18 protein-coding genes and 1 pseudogene are annotated in these 17,821 nt (G+C 69.0%); 15 read left to right on the forward strand and 4 right to left on the reverse strand.

Going from position 1 to position 17,821, the window contains the following annotated elements; genetic code table 11:
* Nucleotides 1–540, forward strand: a 540-nt coding sequence (locus A5753_RS09110; protein ID WP_156656031.1) for an AMP-binding protein, incomplete at its 5' end; no start/stop codon positions are given.
* Nucleotides 541–683: 143 nt separating this feature from the next.
* Nucleotides 684–2,024 carry an MFS transporter gene (locus A5753_RS09115; RefSeq protein ID WP_082971238.1) on the forward strand — a complete coding sequence of 447 codons (1,341 nt, stop codon included), beginning with the start codon at nt 684–686 and terminating at the stop codon, nt 2,022–2,024.
* Between the two features lie 8 nt (nt 2,025–2,032).
* Here the strand turns inward: A5753_RS09115 and dapD are convergent, their stop codons facing one another.
* A complete protein-coding gene (gene dapD, locus A5753_RS09120) occupies nt 2,033–2,986 on the reverse strand; it encodes a 2,3,4,5-tetrahydropyridine-2,6-dicarboxylate N-succinyltransferase (RefSeq protein WP_156656035.1) in 954 nt (317 codons plus the stop codon).
* Here dapD and A5753_RS24550 point away from each other — a divergent pair.
* Nucleotides 2,958–3,155, forward strand: a complete 198-nt coding sequence (locus A5753_RS24550; protein WP_067126056.1) for a hypothetical protein — start codon at nt 2,958–2,960, stop codon at nt 3,153–3,155. The genes dapD and A5753_RS24550 overlap by 29 nt on opposite strands.
* A 108-nt stretch (nt 3,156–3,263) precedes the next feature.
* On the opposite strand, the pseudogene A5753_RS24805 reads toward A5753_RS24550, so the two are convergent.
* Nucleotides 3,264–3,479 (reverse strand): annotated as a pseudogene (locus tag A5753_RS24805) (alpha/beta fold hydrolase); the annotation flags it as partial.
* Nucleotides 3,480–3,699: 220 nt separating this feature from the next.
* Between A5753_RS24805 and A5753_RS25050 the strand changes: the two are divergent.
* From A5753_RS25050 to dapE, 4 genes are all read left to right on the forward strand, one after another.
* Entirely contained in the window at nt 3,700–3,834 is a 135-nt protein-coding gene (locus A5753_RS25050) for a hypothetical protein (RefSeq protein WP_255361358.1), read from the forward strand.
* 272 nt (nt 3,835–4,106) lie between these two features.
* Nucleotides 4,107–4,916: a PE domain-containing protein gene (locus tag A5753_RS09130; protein WP_067126058.1), complete on the forward strand. Its 810-nt coding sequence runs from the start codon at nt 4,107–4,109 to the stop codon at nt 4,914–4,916.
* Between the two features lie 35 nt (nt 4,917–4,951).
* Nucleotides 4,952–6,094: a PPE family protein gene (locus A5753_RS09135; RefSeq protein WP_067126060.1), complete on the forward strand. Its 1,143-nt coding sequence runs from the start codon at nt 4,952–4,954 to the stop codon at nt 6,092–6,094.
* 31 nt (nt 6,095–6,125) lie between these two features.
* Entirely contained in the window at nt 6,126–7,190 is a 1,065-nt protein-coding gene (dapE, locus tag A5753_RS09140; RefSeq protein WP_067126062.1) for a succinyl-diaminopimelate desuccinylase, read from the forward strand.
* On the opposite strand, the gene A5753_RS09145 is transcribed toward dapE, so the two are convergent.
* On the reverse strand, nt 7,187–9,313 hold the full coding sequence (locus A5753_RS09145) for an AAA family ATPase (protein WP_067126065.1): 2,127 nt from the start codon (nt 9,311–9,313) through the stop codon (nt 7,187–7,189). The two genes, dapE and A5753_RS09145, sit on opposite strands and share 4 nt — an antisense overlap.
* Before the next feature lie 87 nt (nt 9,314–9,400).
* Here A5753_RS09145 and A5753_RS09150 point away from each other — a divergent pair, with 87 nt between their 5' ends.
* From A5753_RS09150 to A5753_RS09180, 7 genes are all read left to right on the forward strand, one after another.
* Nucleotides 9,401–9,964: a TIGR00730 family Rossman fold protein gene (locus A5753_RS09150; protein ID WP_067126068.1), complete on the forward strand. Its 564-nt coding sequence runs from the start codon at nt 9,401–9,403 to the stop codon at nt 9,962–9,964.
* A gap of 74 nt (nt 9,965–10,038) precedes the next feature.
* Entirely contained in the window at nt 10,039–11,817 is a 1,779-nt protein-coding gene (fadD6, locus tag A5753_RS09155) for a long-chain-acyl-CoA synthetase FadD6 (RefSeq protein ID WP_067126071.1), read from the forward strand.
* 146 nt (nt 11,818–11,963) lie between these two features.
* Entirely contained in the window at nt 11,964–12,788 is an 825-nt protein-coding gene (folP, locus tag A5753_RS09160; protein ID WP_067126073.1) for a dihydropteroate synthase, read from the forward strand.
* Complete coding sequence (locus A5753_RS09165) at nt 12,785–13,792, forward strand: glucosyl-3-phosphoglycerate synthase (protein ID WP_067126076.1); 1,008 nt, start codon at nt 12,785–12,787, stop codon at nt 13,790–13,792. The genes folP and A5753_RS09165 overlap by 4 nt, the downstream gene beginning before the upstream one ends.
* Nucleotides 13,793–13,851: 59 nt before the next feature.
* Entirely contained in the window at nt 13,852–14,208 is a 357-nt protein-coding gene (locus A5753_RS09170) for a DivIVA domain-containing protein (RefSeq protein WP_067126079.1), read from the forward strand.
* On the forward strand, nt 14,205–14,786 hold the full coding sequence (locus A5753_RS09175) for a DNA-3-methyladenine glycosylase I (protein WP_067126083.1): 582 nt from the start codon (nt 14,205–14,207) through the stop codon (nt 14,784–14,786). The genes A5753_RS09170 and A5753_RS09175 overlap by 4 nt, the downstream gene beginning before the upstream one ends.
* 166 nt (nt 14,787–14,952) lie before the next feature.
* Nucleotides 14,953–15,126, forward strand: coding sequence for a DUF3117 domain-containing protein (locus A5753_RS09180; protein WP_066995255.1), 174 nt, complete (start codon nt 14,953–14,955; stop codon nt 15,124–15,126).
* Nucleotides 15,127–15,154: 28 nt separating this feature from the next.
* Here A5753_RS09180 and glgA read toward each other — a convergent pair whose 3' ends face one another.
* On the reverse strand, nt 15,155–16,318 hold the full coding sequence (gene glgA / locus A5753_RS09185; RefSeq protein WP_067126086.1) for a glycogen synthase: 1,164 nt from the start codon (nt 16,316–16,318) through the stop codon (nt 15,155–15,157).
* A 170-nt stretch (nt 16,319–16,488) separates the two neighbouring features.
* Here glgA and glgC point away from each other — a divergent pair, with 170 nt between their 5' ends.
* On the forward strand, nt 16,489–17,703 hold the full coding sequence (gene glgC, locus A5753_RS09190; protein WP_067126089.1) for a glucose-1-phosphate adenylyltransferase: 1,215 nt from the start codon (nt 16,489–16,491) through the stop codon (nt 17,701–17,703).
* Nucleotides 17,704–17,821: the final 118 nt, after the last annotated feature.

Raw genomic sequence — 17,821 nt, forward strand, 5'->3', positions numbered from 1 at the left:
CGCCCGGGGTGGGTGGGCCTGCCGCTCACCGGTGTGCAGACCCGGGTGGTGGACGACGACGGCGGCATGGTGCCGCACGACGGCGAGACCGTCGGGAAGCTGCACGTGCGCGGGCCGATGATGTTCGACGGCTACCTGAACCGGCCGGAAGCCACCGCCGAGGCATTCGACACCGACGGCTGGTACCGCACCGGCGACGTCGCGGTGATCGACGCCGACGGGATGCACCGCATCGTCGGGCGGGAGTCGGTCGACCTGATCAAGTCCGGCGGTTACCGCGTCGGGGCGGGCGAGATCGAAACGGTGCTGCTCGGGCATCCCGGCGTCCAGGAGGCGGCGGTGATCGGAATGCCGGATGCGGACCTGGGTCAGCGCATCGTCGCCTACGTCGTCGGATCGGCCGACGGCGACGAGCTGATCGAGTATGTCGCTCAGGAGCTTTCGGTGCACAAGCGGCCGCGTGAGGTGCGCATCGTGGACGCGCTGCCCCGCAACGCCATGGGCAAGGTGCTCAAGAAGCAGCTGCTGAGCAACGGCTGAGCGCCCGCTGGACCGGGTAGCCGCCCGGTCAGCCGGGCGCCGAGACACGCAGCAATTTGCCAGGTTTAGGGCCGAGCGTGCCCGCGAAGCTTCACCTACCGTCGTAACCGTGTATCGATGTATCCGGGCGGCGAGCGGCCACCATGGGTGAGCCGACTCGGTCCGCGGCCCCCACCGGGCGTACCCCCATGCGGCGGATCGCCACGGCCTGCCTCGTCGGCTCGGCCATCGAGTTCTACGACTTCCTGATCTACGGAACCGCGGCCGCACTGGTGTTTCCCGCGGTGTTCTTCCCGCACCTCGGACCGACCGTGGCCACCATCGCCTCGATGGCGACGTTCGCGACGGCGTTCCTGTCCCGCCCGTTGGGCGCGGCCGTCTTTGGCTACTTCGGCGACCGGCTGGGCCGCAAGAAGACGCTGGTCGCGACCCTGCTGATCATGGGCGCATCGACGGTCAGCGTGGGCCTGGTCCCCACCACGGCGTCGATCGGGGTCGCGGCGCCCTTGATCCTGGTCGTTCTGCGGTTGCTGCAAGGTTTCGCCGTCGGCGGCGAATGGGCCGGGTCGGTCCTGCTGAGCGCCGAATACGCGCCCCCCGGAAAACGCGGCTGGTACGGCATGTTCACCTCGCTGGGGGGCGGCACGGCCGGGATACTGGCCAGCCTGACGTTCCTCGCCGTCAGCCTCACCATGGGTGAGAGCAGCCCCGCGTTCCTGGAATGGGGATGGCGGGTGCCCTTCCTGATCAGCAGCGGGCTGATCGGCATCGCCCTCTATGTGCGGCTCAACATCGAGGAGACCCCGCTGTTCGTGGAGGAGAAGGCCCGCAACCTGGTGCCCAAAGCGCCACTGGCCGAGCTGGTGCGGCTGCAGCGGCGTGAGATCGTGCTGGTCGCGGGCTGCTTCCTGGGCGGCATGGGCTTCGTCTACCTGGGCAACACCTTTCTCGTCATGTACGCCCACTCCCACCTCGGCTATTCGCGCAGCTTCATCTGGGGCGTCGGCGCGCTGGCCGGGCTGACCAGCATCGTGTTCGTCTCGTTCGGGGCATGGCTGTCCGATCGCGTCGGGCGTCGCCGCGTGATGCTGAGCGGGCTGGCGGCATGTCTGCCGTGGTCCTTCGTGGTCATCCCGCTGATGGATTCCGGCAGCCCCGCCATGTACGCGGTAGCCGTCCTCGGCATGTTCGCCTGCGCGGCGACAGCAAACGGCCCCACGGGAGCCTTCGTCCCCGAGCTGTTCGCCACGCGCTACCGCTACAGCGGCGCGGCAGTGGCGATGAACCTGGCCGGCATCCTTGGCGCCGCCGTGCCGCCGCTGTTGGCGGGCACCTTGTTGGCGACCTACGGCAGCTGGGCGATCGGGCTCATGATGGCGGCCCTGATAACGGCCAGTCTCGTGTGCGTCTGGCTGCTGCCCGAAACCAGAGGAACCGCGCTTGGCGCCGCCCCGGCCGCCGAGCCGGTCCCCGCCGACTTATAGGTGCACCCTCAGTTGGCGTGCAGGTCTTCGTTGAGGGCGATGCCCTGACCGCCGCGGGCCACCACTTCCACCGCCCCGCTCACCGAATTGCGGCGGAACAACAGGTTATTGCCGCCGGACAGCTCGAGCGCCTTCAGCGTTTTTCCCTCGGGTGTAATGATTTTGGTGCCCGCGGTGACGTACAGGCCGGCTTCGACGACGCAGTCATCGCCCAGTGAGATACCCAGACCGGCGTTAGCGCCGAGCAGGCACCGCTTGCCGATCGAAATCACCTCCGTGCCACCGCCGGACAGCGTCCCCATGATCGAGGCCCCACCACCGATGTCGGAGCCGTCGCCCACCACCACGCCGGCTGAGATGCGTCCCTCCACCATGGATGCCCCCAGGGTGCCGGCGTTGTAGTTGACGAAGCCCTCGTGCATCACCGTCGTGCCCGGCGCCAGGTGGGCGCCCAGACGCACCCGGTCGGCGTCGGCAATGCGCACTCCGGTCGGCAGGACGTAATCGACCATGCGCGGGAACTTGTCGACGCCGTAGACCGTCACCGGTCCGTGGCGTCGCAGCCGGGAACGGACCGCCTCGAAACCCTCGACGGCGCACGGTCCGCGATTAGTCCAGACCACATTGGTCAATACCCCGAACAAGCCGCCGGCGTTCAGCCCGTGCGGCGCCACTAACCGGTGCGAGAGCAGATGCAATCGCAGGTAGGCGTCGTAGGCGTCGGCGGCCACGTCGTCCAGCGAGCCGATGACCGTGCGTACGGCGATGGTCTCGGTGCCGCGGTCGTCGTCGCGGCCGATCAGCGCGGTTAACTCCGGAGGAACGTCGGACAGCGCCAGCCGCGACGTCGCGCCGGTGCCCGATGCGGTCAGTTCCGGTGCGGGAAACCACGTGTCGAGGATCGATCCGTCGGCGGCCAGCGTTGCCAACCCGATGCCTGCAGCTCCAGTCACGGCGGCCAGGTTACTTTGTGGGCTGCGCTCGGGTCCGCGCGCCCTGTGGGAAACGGAAACCCTCGCGGCCGCCATCGTGCTCAAGCTGGGCCAGGCGCCGTTCGTCGTAATCGGGGGGAGTTCGCATCAATCCCCATGCGGCGAGGGCGGCATGTCCGATCCGCTCGACCGGATCTAGGTGGCGGAACTGGTTGAGGCCGACATCAAACTCAAAACCGCTGAGTCCGTTGATGATTCGACCGATCGGTACGGCTGCCGCGGGAAAGGCCGAAACTCAAGACTGTCTACCCTGCAATGACCCGTACCGTTGCTCGTCCCATGCCGACGGATCCGACGCCCCCGAGCCGACATGGTCAAACAGCACCACCCGAAAACTCGGCGAGAGCCGCCCGGCGACCAGACGCCACAGATTCTGATCACACCCGAAACCGTGAGCCAGCATGATCGTCGGACCATCCTGGCATCCGATAACCCTCACGTTGTTCCTGGTACTCACATTCACCTTGCGCATGCTGCCACCTCCAGCAACAGGTTTACCCCTCGGGGTCGGTTAAGTGGCCCTATCGTTGAAAACCTGTTGGGAGAGGCGAAGTCGCTTCTGGTGCAACAGGATTAGAATCCTGGTCCGTAGTTGCGGTCTCGACCGCGATGGCGCTTGCGGGCGGCGATGTTGCCGAGCTGCTGTTAAACCGCGCTGTTCGTTGACGTGCTTGAGGAGTCGGTTGGTCGCGCCGGTTCAGGAGTTCGCGCGCTTCGTGGTGTTGCGGGCCGGTGATGCCGGGTACGGCGCCAGTTGGTGCTCGGTGCGCTTTGATGGCGGTGCGGGATCGTTGGTGGCCGGGGTCGGGATTGACTGAACGTTGAGCCCAGGGCAGCAGCCGGTTGAGCGGTGGTCAGTGTTGGTGCCGTGCGGAATTCAAACGCCCACGCGGACAGGCTAATTCGGCATCGCGGGTGCGCGGTGGACATTAGTGGCGGTTCAGCCGGTTTGCCGCTGCGCCAGTCCTAGCAGGTCAAGGCGTGAATTTCGCCGTTTCGGGTACGCAGCTTCCGGGGTCGTTACCGCCCTACACGCAGGTCCCTTCGTCGCCGGTCCGTTGTGGCCGCCTGATTGCCCGAGGAGAAGAAAATGTCCTTTGTCACCACACGGCCCGAGGCGCTGCTGTTCGCGGCGAGCACCCTCGAAGGCCTCGGCGCTTCGATGGCCGCCCAGGATGCCGCGGCCGCGGCTCCCACCACGAGCATCGCTCCGGCGGCCGCCGACGAGGTGTCCGCTTTACAGGCCGCGCAATTCTCGGCCTATGGCGCGTGGTACCAGCAGGTCAGCGCCCAAGCGAAGGCGATTCACCAGACAATGGTGAACAACCTGGACAGCAACGCCGGTTCGTATGGAACGACGGAAGCCGCGAACAAGGTCACCACCAGCGCCTCGGCGTTGCCCGCCGCCGCGCCGGCTGCCGCCGACCCACCGCCCGGGGACGCTGCCCTCGGCACCACGATCGAATGGGGTCAGAACGTCGGCGCCGCCGCCTCGGACTTCATCACCTTGGGCGAGGGGCAGTTCGCTCCCGTTCCCGGCGCGGCCGGCGTTCCCAACTTCACCGGAGGGCTCACGTCAGCAACCTCGGCGAGCGCGCCCGCCCCCGCGGCGCCGGCAGCCATGGGTGGGGCGCCGTTGCTGGCGAGCATGGGCCGAGGACCCTCGATCGGCGCGTTGTCGGTACCACCGAGCTGGGCGGCAAGTGGTGTCCCCGAGGTGAGCTCGACCCCGGTGACGCTGACCGGCGCGGGATTCACCACCGCCGCGCCCCAGGCGACGACGGTGAACGCCATCCCGGGTGGCGTGCCGTCGATGGCCTCCGCCGGACGCGGCGGCTACGGCCTCGGTGCGCCCCGCTACGGCGTCAAGCCCACCGTGATGCCCAAGCCGGCCGTCTAACACCCCCGAACGTCAGCAAGAACAGGAGCAAGACAATGACTTTCGACTTTGGAGCATTGCCCCCAGAGGTCAATTCCCTGCGCATGTACACCGGCGCGGGCGCCGGTCCGATGATGGCCGCGGCGGCGGCTTTCAGCAGCCTGGCCGACGAACTGAGTACGACCGCGTCGGCCAGCCAGGCGGCGATTGCGAATCTGACCGGCGAGGAGTGGATGGGGCCGTCGTCGACCGCGATGGCCACCGCCGCCGCGCCGTATGTGATGTGGATGCACACCACCGCGGCGCAGCTGCAACAGGCGGCGGCCCAAGCCATGGCATCGGCGGCGGCATACGAGGCGGCCTTTGCGATGACGGTGCCGCCACCGCTGGTCGCGGCCAACCGCGCCCAGCTGGCGGCCCTCGTCGCGACCAACGTCCTGGGACAGAACACCCCAGCCATCGCGGCCACCGAGGCGCAGTACGGCGAGATGTGGTCCCAAGACGCCGCCGCCATGTACGGCTACGCCGCGTCGTCGGCGGCCGCGGCCAAGTTGAGCCCGTTGACGTCTCCCGCACCCACCAACAGCCCGGGTGGGCTTGACGCGCAGACGGCGGCCACGGCCGCCCAGACGAGTGGGCTCCGCTCGGTCGTCTCCAATGTGCCCAACGCCGTGCAGTCGTTCGCGGCGCCGGCCGCACCCGCCGCGCCGGCCGCGAGCGCCCTGGACAGCGTGCTGGGCGACCCTCTGGTGTCCAATATCGGCAACGCCGGATTCGACGTCGTGTCGTGGAATGTGTTCAACACCATCGTGTCCAACGTCTTGTACAACCACACCCTCGACGCGGCGGCTTCCGCCAGCGTGGCCGGCGATCTGGGGGGCGCGGTCAGCTCCGGCGCCCTGGTCAGTGCCCCGGCACCGGTCAGCACCGCGGGCGTCGGTGCCGCACCGGTACTGGCGAGCATGGGCTCGGCGTCCCCGGTCGGCGGATTGTCGACGCCCGCCACGTGGTCGGCGGCCACTCCTCGGGTCCCCGCCGCGACCGTCGCGGGCACGGGGTGGACCGCACCCACCGAAGACGCGCACACCACATGGGCGTCCGGCATGCCGGCGGTCGCCTCGGCGGGGCGGGGCGGCTACGGCGTGGGGCCGCGATACGGGGTCAAGCCCAAGGTGATGCCTACGCAGTTGCTCGTCTAGCCCGCGCTTGCGATCGCCTACCCTAAAGACCGTGCTGGACTTACGCGGCGATCCGATCGCGCTGACCGCGGCGCTGGTGGACATCCCCAGCGAATCGCGGGACGAAGCGCGGCTGGCCGACGAGGTCGAGGCCGCGCTCCGGGCCCAGACGTCCGGGTTCGAGATCATTCGCAACGGCGACGCTGTGCTGGCCCGCACGCACCACCAGAGGCCGTCGCGGGTGCTGCTGGCCGGGCATCTGGACACCGTCCCGGTGGCCGGAAACCTGCCCAGCCGCCGCGAGGGCGGCGACCTGTACGGCTGCGGCACGGCGGACATGAAATCGGGCGACGCGGTCTTTCTGCATCTCGCCGCCACGGTGGCCGACCCGGTGCACGATCTGACGCTGGTGATGTACGACTGCGAGGAAATCGATGCCGCCGCAAACGGATTGGGCCGCATCGAACGCGAGCTGCCGGACTGGCTGTCCGCCGACGTGGCCATCTTGGGCGAGCCCACCGGCGGCTACATCGAGGCCGGCTGCCAGGGCACGCTGCGAGTGGTGGTCGGTGCCACCGGGACCCGCGCCCATTCGGCTCGATCCTGGTTGGGAGACAACGCGATTCACAAGCTCGGCGCCGTGCTGGAGCGGCTGGCCGCGTACGAGGCACGCAGCGCCGACATCGACGGCTGCGTCTACCGTGAGGGCCTGTCGGCCGTGCGCATCGACGGCGGCATCGCGGGCAACGTCATTCCGGACGCGGCAGCAGTGACGATCAACTTCCGTTTCGCCCCCGACCGGTCGCTGACCGACGCGCTGCGACACGTGCACGACGTGTTCGCCGGGCTCGACGTGCACATCGAACAGACCGATGCGGCCGCCGGCGCACTGCCCGGACTGTCGCAGCCCGCCGCCAAGGCGCTGATCGAAGCGGCGGGCGGCAACGTCCGGGCCAAGTACGGCTGGACCGACGTGGCGCGGTTCGCCGCACTGGGCATCCCGGCGGTCAACTTCGGGCCCGGTGATCCCAACCTCGCGCACAAGCGCGACGAGCGAGTCGCGGTCGCCGACATCACCGCCGCGGTGGACGTGCTGCGCGGCTACCTGAGCGGCTAACCCTTCCCGGCCCCGCACCGCTGCGCCTGTGCGGCAGCGTCGGCGCCGGCGGCGTGCATGCCGATCGACGTCAGCTCTTCCGACACCGCCCGCAGCCCCGCGTCATCGCCGGCGGCCAGCGCGCGGGCATGGGCCAGCGCGAGCCTCCCTGCGACACAGTCGATCTCGCCACAGAGCCGAGCCAGGGGATCGGCGGCCCGGATGTCCCCCAGCCGCACGGCCTCGTGCCATACCCGCACCGCCACCCCACGCTGCCCGCCGCGTTCGGCCATCCGGGCGGCGTCGCGCGCGGCGGCCACTGCGCCGTGCGTGTCACGCACCAGGGCCAGCCGCCATGCGCGCGCGACACCGAGCTCCGGCGCGAACAGGGCCGACTTGGTGCCGTGCCGAGATTCGGCCCTGCTCAATGCCTTTGCCGCGACGGCGGTGTCGCCCTGTTGAGCCAGCGCGGTCGCCAGCAGCGTCAGTGATAGCGGCCCCCACGAGTAACCGGTGCGCTCGAGGGTGGCGGCTGCGGGGACCAATAATGCTGCCGCAGCGGCAAATTCGCCGCCGGCTATGAGCGCATGCGCCAGCAATACCTCGCCGATAGCGCGTCCCGGTTGTTGCAGTTCGGCGAAGTCGGTGAACTGCTGCGCCACCCGGCGGGCTTGCTCGGGGTGCCCGGACATCAACAGCGCGGTGGTCTGGCCCAGCCCGATCGTGAAGCGCAGCAGCCCCGGATGTTCGGCCGCCAAGGCGCGCTGCGCCAGCGGCTCGACGTCATCGAATCGACCCTCCCGTGCCGCGCACAATGCCGCCGCACTGGCCGCCCACGCCACCGCCTGGTCGTCGGCCGCCGGCGACGCGAGGACTTCGGCGGTGACCTTCACGGCGTGCCCGACATTGCCGGCGTTCATCGCGAAGGTCGCGCTGAGCGCGTCGAGGGTGGTCCGCGGGCCGGCATCGGTGACCCGGTTCCGCACGGTCCGCAGGAACGCGGTGGCGCGCTCCGGCTCGCTCAACATCCAGAACTGGTTCGCCGCCCGCAGCAGGGCCCAGTCCATCAGCGCCGCTTCGGTCAGCGCGGTGGGGTCGACCTCGGCCAACACCGAATCGGCTTCGCGGCCACGGCCCTGCCACCCCAGGGCATGTGCCAGCGCGAGCCGCGCCGTTAGCCCCCCGGACCGCTGCAGAGCCCATCGGGCCAGCCGTTCACCCAGCGCCAGGTCGCCCAGCCGCAGCGCCTGCTGGGCGGCGACGACGACGTCGGCGACCCGCGGGGGAGTGTCGCTGTCCAGCGCCAGCGACACCAGCCGCAGCCGGTCACTGAGATGCTCGGACGGATGCCGCGACAGCAGCTTGACGAGGTCGGTGCGTCGTTGCCGGGCCTCATCGGGGTCGAGCGCGGCCCGCATCCGCTCGGCGAAAAGCGGGTGGGCCGTATAGACGACCGGGTCGTCGGAGGACCCGCCCCGGACCCGGGTCTCCGCGGCGCCCCATCTCACCGCGTCGTCCACCGCGCCGTCGCCGGCCAGCGCGGTCAACCCGGCGGCCGACAGCGGCTCCGCGACGGCCAGATACTCCAGGACCGAGCGCGCCGCGACGGGAAGCTCGGCGAGGAAGGTCTCCATCTCCGCCGGCGCGGTCGTCCCGCTGGGCGCCGCGATGTCGATCCGGGTGAGCAGGCGGTCGTTCCACAGCGCCGCGATCGCTTCGGGAGCGGGACCGGCGCGGACGGTGACGATGAGCCGTCCCGCGCCGTCGCGCGCCAGTTGGTAGACCAGCGTGGCCGACAGCACGTCCAAGTGTTGTGCGTCGTCGACGACGAGCAACAGGTCGTCGCCGCCCAGCGACGCCCGGGCGGCCCGCAACAGCGCGGCGGGCTTGCCGAGCTCGGCGATCTCCACCAGATGGCTGAAGGCCCCGAACGGGACCCCGCGTTCGGTCGGGGTGCCGGTGACCCAGCGGATGAGAGCGTTCGGGTGCTGATCGGCGAAACGCTCGGCGGCCACCCGGGCGAGGGTGGATTTGCCGACGCCGTCGGGTCCGAGCACCACCGCTCCCCGGGCCCCGTCGGCCAGAGCCGCATCCAGCCGCTCTGAGGCCGTCGCATGTTGAGGGACGTTCCATCGAATCGGCACCGCCGAATTTTATGGTGCAAGAACCGGTTGAAGGGCGAAAGCCCCAGATATGACGGGCCGTCTGGGGTTGGTCTACCTTTGGCGGATATGCCCGGCCAACGCGATGCATCAGCCGAGTGGTCGGTGTGTGTGTACTGCGCGTCCGGCCCGGAGCATCCCGAATTGCTCGGAGTCGCTGCGGAACTCGGTGAGGCGATCGCCGAGCGCGGCTGGACGCTGGTGTGGGGCGGCGGCAGGGTGTCGGCGATGGGCGCGGTGGCGAGCGCGGCGCGCGCCCGCGGCGGCCGGACCGTCGGCGTCATCCCGAAGGTCTTGATGCGCCGCGAGATCGCCGACGCGGACTCCGACGAGCTGATCGTCAGCGACACCTTGCACGAGCGCAAGCAGGCCATGGAAGACCGCGCCGACGCGTTCATCGCGTTGCCCGGTGGCATCGGCACCCTCGACGAGTTGCTAGACGCGTGGACGACGGCCTTCCTCGGTCTGCATGACAAACCCATCGTGCTGCTGGATCCCTTCGGCCACTACGAAGGGCTGTGGACCTGGTTGTGCGGGTTGCTGGACAGCGGTTACGTCTCTCAGGCGGCGATGGACCGGTTGGTGCTGGTCGACAAGGTGAGTGCGGCGCTAAAAGCGTGCGCACCGGGCTGAGGCCGCCGACGGGTTCGCCACCCCTACTAGGCTGTCCGCCGAGCTTGACTTTGGAAACGAATCGAGGGGGTCACGTGTCCGATCGTGACGGTGGAGCGCGCACGGCGGTCAAACTGACCGACATCGCATTTCGGGCGCCGGCCGTGCTGGCCGACCTGCCGGTGATCGCGCGCGGCGCGATGACCGGGCTACTGGCCCAGCCGGGTTCCAAGAAGTCGATCGGCACGGTGTTCGCCGACCGGGCCGCCCGCTACGGCGACCGGATTTTCCTGCGCATGGGCGATAAGCAATTGACCTACCGCGACGCCAACGCCGCCGCCAACCGATACGCCGCCGTGTTGGCCGCGCGCGGCGTCGGTCAGGGCGATGTCGTCGCCATCATGCTGCGCAACTCGCCCAACACCGTGTTGGCCATGCTGGCCGCGGTCAAGTGCGGCGCGGTCGCCGGCATGCTCAACTACCACCAGCGCGGCGAGGTGCTCGCGCACAGCCTGGGCCTGCTGGACGCCAAGGTGCTCATCGCCGAGACGGATCTGGTCAGCGCCGTGGCCGAGTGCGGCGGCTCGGGCAGCACCGAGACGTTGACCGTCGAGGACTTGGAGCGGTTCGCGGTGAGCGCACCGGCCACCAACCCCGCCTCGGCGTCGGCCGTGCATGCCAGGGACACCGCGTTCTACATCTTCACTTCGGGCACAACGGGATTCCCCAAGGCCAGCGTCATGACGCACCTGCGGTGGCTCAAGGCGCTCGCGGCGTTCGGCGGCATCGGGTTGCGGCTCAAGAGTTCCGACACCCTCTACTGCTGCCTGCCGCTGTACCACAACAACGCGCTGACGGTGGCGTTGTCGTCGGTGATCAACTCGGGGGCGACGCTGGCGCTGGGCAAGTCGTTCTCGGCGTCGAAGTTCTGGGACGACGTGATCGCCAACGAGGCGACCGCGTTCATCTACATCGGCGAGGTGTGCCGGTACCTGCTCAACCAGCCGGCCAAACCCACCGACCGCGCGCACAAGGTGCGGGTGATCGCCGGAAACGGGCTGCGCCCGGAGATCTGGGACGAGTTCACCAAGCGATTCGGCATCGCCCGCGTCTGCGAGTTCTACGCCTCCAGCGAAGGCAACGCGGCGTTCATCAACGTCTTCAACGTGCCCCGCTCCACCGGCGTGTTCCCGATGCCGCTGGCCTACGTCGAGTACGACCCCGACACCGGCGCCCCGCTGCGCGACGACAACGGGCGGGTCCGTCGCGTGCCGGCCGGCGAGCCCGGTTTGTTGCTCAGCCCGGTCAACCGGCTGCAGCCCTTCGACGGCTACACCGACAAGGAGTCGAGCGAAAAGAAATTGGTGCGCAACGCCTTTCGTGAGGGCGACTGCTGGTTCAACACCGGCGACGTGATGAGCCCGCAAGGCTTGGGCCACGCCGCGTTCGTCGACCGGCTCGGCGACACCTTCCGGTGGAAGGGCGAGAACGTCGCCACCACCCAGGTGGAGGCGGCGCTGGCGTCCGATGACGCCGTCGAGGACTGCACGGTCTTCGGGGTCGAGGTTCCGCGCACCGGCGGGCGCGCCGGCATGGCCGCGGTCAAGCTGCGCGGGGGCGCCGAGTTCGACGGGCAGTCGCTGGCCCGTGCCGTGTACGAGCGGCTTCCCGCCTACGCGCTGCCGCTGTTCGTGCGGGTGGTGGACTCGATCGAGCAGACCACGACCTTCAAGAGCCGCAAGGTGGAGCTGCGCGAGCAGGCCTATGGTTCGGACGTGGAGGACCCGCTGTACGTGCTGGCCGGCCGCGACAAGGGCTACGTGCCCTTTTACGACGAGTACCCCGGCGAGGTTGCCGAGGGCAAACGCCCTTAAGCAGGTTTCTGCCCGCCGGCCGCGGTCCCCGGGCCGCGCGCGACGCGGCGACCGGGCACCATATACGTGTGCACTCGACACCGCCGGCGTCAGCCGGCCGTCCAACTCTGTGCGGCCGCCCGGTCGCAGGCGATCGTGCGCTGATCATGGCGATCATCAACCGCACCCCGGACTCGTTCTACGACAAGGGCGCGACCTTCAGCGACGAGGCCGCCAGGGCGGCCGTGCACCAGGCCGTCGCCGACGGTGCCGACGTCATCGACGTCGGCGGAGTCAAGGCCGGCCCCGGCCAAGAGGTCGATGCCGACACCGAGATCGCGAGGCTGGTGCCGTTCATCGAATGGCTGCGTGACGCCTACCCGGATCAGCTGATCAGTGCCGATACCTGGCGTTCCGAGGTGGCCAAGGTGGCCTGCGCGGCCGGGGCGGATTTGGTCAATGACACCTGGGGCGGCATCGATCCGGCGCTGCCGGAGGTGGCCGCCGAGTTCGGGGCGGGCCTGGTGTGCTCGCACACCGGCAACGCGCTGCCGCGCACGCGCCCCTTCCGGGTGAATTACGGAATCACCACCCGTGGCGTGGTCGAGGATGTCATCGCCCAGGTCACCACAGCCGCGGAGCGGGCGGTGGCGTGCGGAGTGGCCCGCGACCGGGTGTTGATCGACCCCACCCACGACTTCGGCAAGAACACTTTTCACGGGCTGCTGCTGTTGCGCCACGTGAGCGATCTTGTTGATACCGGGTGGCCCGTGCTGATGGCTTTGAGCAACAAGGACTTCGTCGGGGAGACTCTGGGTGTGGAATTGACCGAGCGGCTCGAGGGAACGTTGGCGGCCACCGCGCTGGCGGCGGCCGCCGGCGCGCGGATGTTCCGCGTGCACGAGGTCGCGGCCACCCGCCGGGTGCTGGAAATGGTGGCCTCGATCCAGGGAACACGCCCGCCGGCGCGCACGGTGAGAGGGCTGGCATGACGACATCTGACCTGGTCGCCGGCGATCTCGCCAACGACGGCATGCGCGCCGCCCGGCCCGGCGACACCTGGCTGGCCGACCGCAGCTGGAACCGGCCGAGCTGGACGATCGCCGAGCTGGAGGCCGCGAAGGCGGGGCGGACCGTCTCGGTGGTGCTCCCGGCCCTCGACGAGGAAGAAACCATCGAGACGGTGATCGAGAGCATTTCACCGCTGGTCGATGGACTGGTGGACGAGCTCGTCGTGCTGGACTCCGGCTCCACCGACGACACCGAGATCCGCGCCGTCGCCGCGGGCGCCCGCGTCGTCAGCCGCGAGCAGGCGCTGCCCGAGGTGCCGATCCGGCCCGGCAAGGGCGAGGCGCTGTGGCGCTCGCTGGCGGCCACCCGTGGCGACATCGTCGTGTTCGTCGACTCCGACCTGATCGATCCGCACCCGATGTTCGTGCCATGGCTGGTCGCTCCGCTGCTCACTGACGACCGCATTCACCTGGTCAAGAGTTTCTACCGGCGGCCTTTGCGGGGCAGCGAGCTGGCCGATCTGGGCGACGTCGCGACGGACGCGAGTGCCACCGGCGGTGGGCGCGTGACCGAGTTGGTGGCCCGGCCGTTGCTTGCGGCGCTGCGTCCGGAATTGCGCTGCATCGTGCAACCGCTCGGCGGTGAATACGCGGCCACCCGCGAGTTGCTGACGTCGGTGCCGTTCGCGCCGGGCTACGGCGTGGAGATCGGCCTGCTGGTGGACACCTTCGACCGGCTGGGGCTGGACGCGATCGCCCAGGCCAACCTGGGGGTCCGCGCGCATCGCAACCGGCCGCTGGCCGAGCTGGGCGTGATGAGCCGGCAGGTCATCGCGACCCTGCTGTCGCGCTGTGGGATTCCGGACTCGGGCGTTGGGCTGACGCAGTTCGTGGCCGACGGCCCCGAGGGCTACGGCTACATCCAGCACACGTCGACGGTGTCGCTGGCGGACCGGCCGCCGATGCAGGCCATCAGGCCCCGCTAGCCCCGCGCGAGGTCACGCTGGCCGCCGCCGTGTCGGCGGCATAAGGCAGTATCGGTCACGTGGCGTTGGTGTTGCTGTACCTGGTGGTCCTGGTGCTGGTGGCGATCGTCCTGTTCGGCGCGGCCAGCCTGTTGTTCGGTCGCGGCGAGCAGCTGCCGCCCCTGCCGCGGGGCACGACGGCCACCGTGCTGCCCGCGTTCGGAGTGACCGGCTCCGACGTCGACGCCGTCAAGTTCACCCAGGTCCTCCGCGGTTACAAGACCAGCGAAGTGGACTGGGTGCTGGATCGGCTCGCGCGTGAGCTCGAGGCGCTGCGCGGGCAACTCGCCGCGGTGCACGCCGTCCCGGCCGGGCAGGAGACCGAGGGTGATTCGGGGGAACCAGACGACGGTGAGGATCGTCAGGACTCAGTGTGAACGAAGACGAGCTGGTTCGCTGCAGTTGGGCGACCGCGCGACCCGGACCCGATTTCGAGCTCTATCGCGACTACCACGACCGCGAATGGGGCCAGCCGGTGCGCGACGGGGTCGCGTTGTTCGAGCGGATGAGCCTGGAGGCGTTTCAAAGCGGCCTGTCCTGGCTGATCATCCTGCGAAAAAGGGAGAGTTTCCGGCGCGCGTTCGCCCACTTCGACGTCGCCAAGGTCGCTGAGTACACCGACACTGACGTGCAGCGGCTGATGGCGGACCAGGGAATCGTCCGCAACCGCGCCAAGATCGAGTCAACGATCGCCAACGCGCGCGCCGCCGCTGAACTGGGGAGTCCGGCAGACCTGGCGGACCTGCTGTGGTCGTTCGCGCCGTCGCCGCGGTCACGCCCGGTCGACCCATCCGAAATTCCCTCGGCGACTGACGAATCGAAGGCCATGGCCCGTGAACTCAAGCGGCGCGGGTTCCGGTTCGTCGGGCCGACCACCGCCTATGCGCTGATGCAGGCGACCGGGATGGTCGACGACCACATTCGCGATTGCTGGGTGCCGGCCACCGCCCGCTGAGCACACAGATATGGGTCTTTGTTCAAGTGGCGACCTGGATAGGGAACAATGGGGGGGTGATAAGGCAGTTCGATGCCGGGCATGGCTTGAAGTTCGCTGGCGGGGCATGTTCGGCGCCGACCAGGTCCGCACGGGCGGGCCAGCTCGAACCCGGAGGGAGCACTCGATGGCGGCGATGAAGCCCCGGACCGGAGACGGTCCTCTGGAAGCAACCAAGGAGGGGCGCGGCATCGTGATGCGAGTACCACTTGAGGGAGGCGGTCGACTTGTCGTCGAGCTGACGCCCGACGAAGCCGCCGCCCTCGGTGACGAGCTCAAGGGCGTCACAAGCTCCACCTAGGCCTGCCGCCGAACGAAAATCGGCGGCGCTATGCACACACCTTCCGATAGATCTCCAGAGTCTGCTCGGCGACGCGGGCCCAGGAGAACTCCTCGACGCAGCGTTGGCGTCCCGCCTTGCCGTAGCGTTGCGCTTTCCCGCGGTCGGCGATCAACTCGTTGACCGCATCGGCCAATCCGGTCTGATAGCCCCGCGCGTCGTCGGGGCCGTAATGCACCAGCGTCCCGGTCACTCCGTCGGCGACCACCTCCGGGATGCCGCCGACATCGGAGGCCACCACCGCCGTCGAGCAGGCCATCGCCTCCAGATTCACAATGCCCAACGGCTCGTAAACCGAAGGGCACACGAAAACCGATGCCGCCGAGAGGATTTCGCGCAGATCCCCGATGGGCAGCATCTCCCGGATCCAGAACACCCCGGTCCGGCTGGCGGCCAGGGCGGCCACGGCGTCGCGAATCTCGTCGGCGATCTCCGGGGTATCGGGAGCGCCGGCGCACAACACCACCTGCGCCTCCGGGCTGAACCGGTGAGCGGCCGCCACCAGGTGCGCGAGCCCCTTCTGCCGGGTGATCCTGCCCACGAACACCACGAGGGGCCGGGCCGGATCGACGCCCAATTCTGTCAGCATCGATCCGGTTCGCACCGGCCCGGTCGGGTACCAGATGTCGGTGTCGACGCCGTTGCGGATGACGTGCACGGCGCTGGGATCCAGTGTCGGATAGACACGCAGGATGTCCTCGCGCATCGCGGTGCTGACCGCGATGACGGCGTCGGCGGCCAGCACCGCGGTTTGCTCGACCCAGCTCGAGATCCGGTAACCCCCACCGAGTTGCTCGGCCTTCCACGGGCGCAGCGGTTCGAGCGAATGCGCAGTCAAGACGTGCGGGACGCCGTAGAGCAGGGAGGCCAGATGCCCGGCCATGCCCGTGTACCAGGTGTGCGAATGCACCACGCTGGCCCCCGACGCCGCATCGGCCATCATCAGGTCGGCCGACAGGGTCGACACCGCCTGGTTGGCGCCGCGAAGCCGCGGGTCGGGCTCGTGCACGTGCACGCCCGGACGCGGTGCTCCCATGCAATGCACGTCGACCGTGCACAGCCGGCGCAGCTGGGCGACGAGTTCGGTGACGTGAACTCCCGCTCCGCCGTAGACCTCCGGCGGGTACTCCCGCGTCATCATCGCCACCCGCATACCCGCACGCTAGTTCGCGGACGAGGGCCGACGCGAGTCGGGTTGGCCACAACGAGCGGGCGGTCTTCGCGGCGTGCGCAGCCAAATACCTTGACGGACAGCCCCACAGAACGTCGCTAATCACCCCATGCCCCTGGCAGCCCTTCGTAACGGCCGATAGGTTTGAAACCATGAGGGAAGCGCCACACGTGCTGGGCATCGTCCTGGCCGGCGGTGAGGGCAAGCGGCTGTACCCGCTGACGGCGGACCGCGCCAAGCCCGCAGTTCCCTTCGGGGGCGCCTACCGACTGATCGACTTCGTCCTGTCCAACCTCGTCAATGCCCGGTATCTGCGCATCTGCGTTCTCACCCAGTACAAGTCGCATTCACTGGACCGACACATCTCGCAGAACTGGCGGTTGTCCGGTTTGGCCGGGGAGTACATCACTCCCGTGCCCGCGCAGCAGCGGCTCGGGCCGCGCTGGTACACCGGCTCGGCCGATGCGATCTACCAATCGCTCAATCTGATCTATGACGAAGACCCCGACTACATCGTGGTTTTCGGTGCCGACCACGTGTACCGGATGGACCCCGAGCAGATGGTCCGGTTTCACATCGACAGCGGAGCCGGCGCCACGGTGGCCGGCATCCGGGTACCGCGCAGCGAGGCGACCGCGTTCGGCTGCATCGACTCCGACGAGTCGGGACGCATCCGCAACTTCATCGAGAAGCCGCTGGATCCGCCGGGCACCCCGGACGACCCCGAGCAGACGTTCGTGTCGATGGGCAATTACATCTTCACCACCAAGGTGCTCATCGACGCGATCCGTGCGGACGCAGATGACGACCATTCCGACCACGACATGGGCGGCGACATCATCCCGCGGCTGGTCGACGACGGGATGGCCGCGGTGTACGACTTCAACGACAACGAGGTGCCCGGCGCCACCGACCGCGACCGGGCCTACTGGCGCGACGTCGGAACTCTGGACGCGTTCTACGACGCCCACATGGACCTGGTGTCGGTGCATCCGGTGTTCAACCTGTACAACAAGCGCTGGCCGATCCGCGGTGAGTCGGAGAACCTGGCGCCGGCCAAGTTCGTCAACGGCGGTTCCGCGCAGGAGTCGGTGGTGGGTGCGGGCAGCATCATCTCGGCGGCCTCGGTGCGCAACTCGGTGCTCTCGTCCAACGTGGTGGTCGACGACGGCGCGATCGTGGAGGGCAGCGTGATCATGCCCGGCGCCCGGGTCGGCCGCGGCGCGGTGGTGCGCCACGCGATCCTGGACAAGAACGTCGTCGTGGGGCCGGGCGAGATGGTGGGTGTGGATCTGGAAAGGGACCGGGAGCGCTTCGCGATCAGCGCCGGCGGTGTGGTCGCGGTGGGCAAAGGCGTCTGGATCTAGCCCGGGACCTCCGCAATCATCAGGCGGGCCACGCGCCGCGGACCCCAGTGCAAGGTGGCTCGGCCGCGCGACGAGCGTTCGTAGTATGCCGAAAACTGGCCCACGAGTGGGTTTCTCG

Origin of the sequence: Mycobacterium sp. 852002-51971_SCH5477799-a, from assembly GCF_001667145.1 — a bacterium.
GTDB lineage: Bacteria > Actinomycetota > Actinomycetes > Mycobacteriales > Mycobacteriaceae > Mycobacterium.

Coding starts and splice junctions, on each gene's coding strand:
- A5753_RS09115 (WP_082971238.1), top strand. CDS start 684: ATGGGTGAGCCGACTCGGTCCGCGGCCCCCACCGGGCGTACCCCCATG.
- A5753_RS24550 (WP_067126056.1), top strand. CDS start 2,958: ATGCCTGCAGCTCCAGTCACGGCGGCCAGGTTACTTTGTGGGCTGCGC.
- A5753_RS09130 (WP_067126058.1), top strand. CDS start 4,107: ATGTCCTTTGTCACCACACGGCCCGAGGCGCTGCTGTTCGCGGCGAGC.
- A5753_RS09135 (WP_067126060.1), top strand. CDS start 4,952: ATGACTTTCGACTTTGGAGCATTGCCCCCAGAGGTCAATTCCCTGCGC.
- A5753_RS09150 (WP_067126068.1), top strand. CDS start 9,401: ATGCCCGGCCAACGCGATGCATCAGCCGAGTGGTCGGTGTGTGTGTAC.
- folP (WP_067126073.1), top strand. CDS start 11,964: ATGGCGATCATCAACCGCACCCCGGACTCGTTCTACGACAAGGGCGCG.
- A5753_RS09165 (WP_067126076.1), top strand. CDS start 12,785: ATGACGACATCTGACCTGGTCGCCGGCGATCTCGCCAACGACGGCATG.
- A5753_RS09180 (WP_066995255.1), top strand. CDS start 14,953: ATGGCGGCGATGAAGCCCCGGACCGGAGACGGTCCTCTGGAAGCAACC.
- glgA (WP_067126086.1), bottom strand. CDS start 16,318: ATGCGGGTGGCGATGATGACGCGGGAGTACCCGCCGGAGGTCTACGGC.
- glgC (WP_067126089.1), top strand. CDS start 16,489: ATGAGGGAAGCGCCACACGTGCTGGGCATCGTCCTGGCCGGCGGTGAG.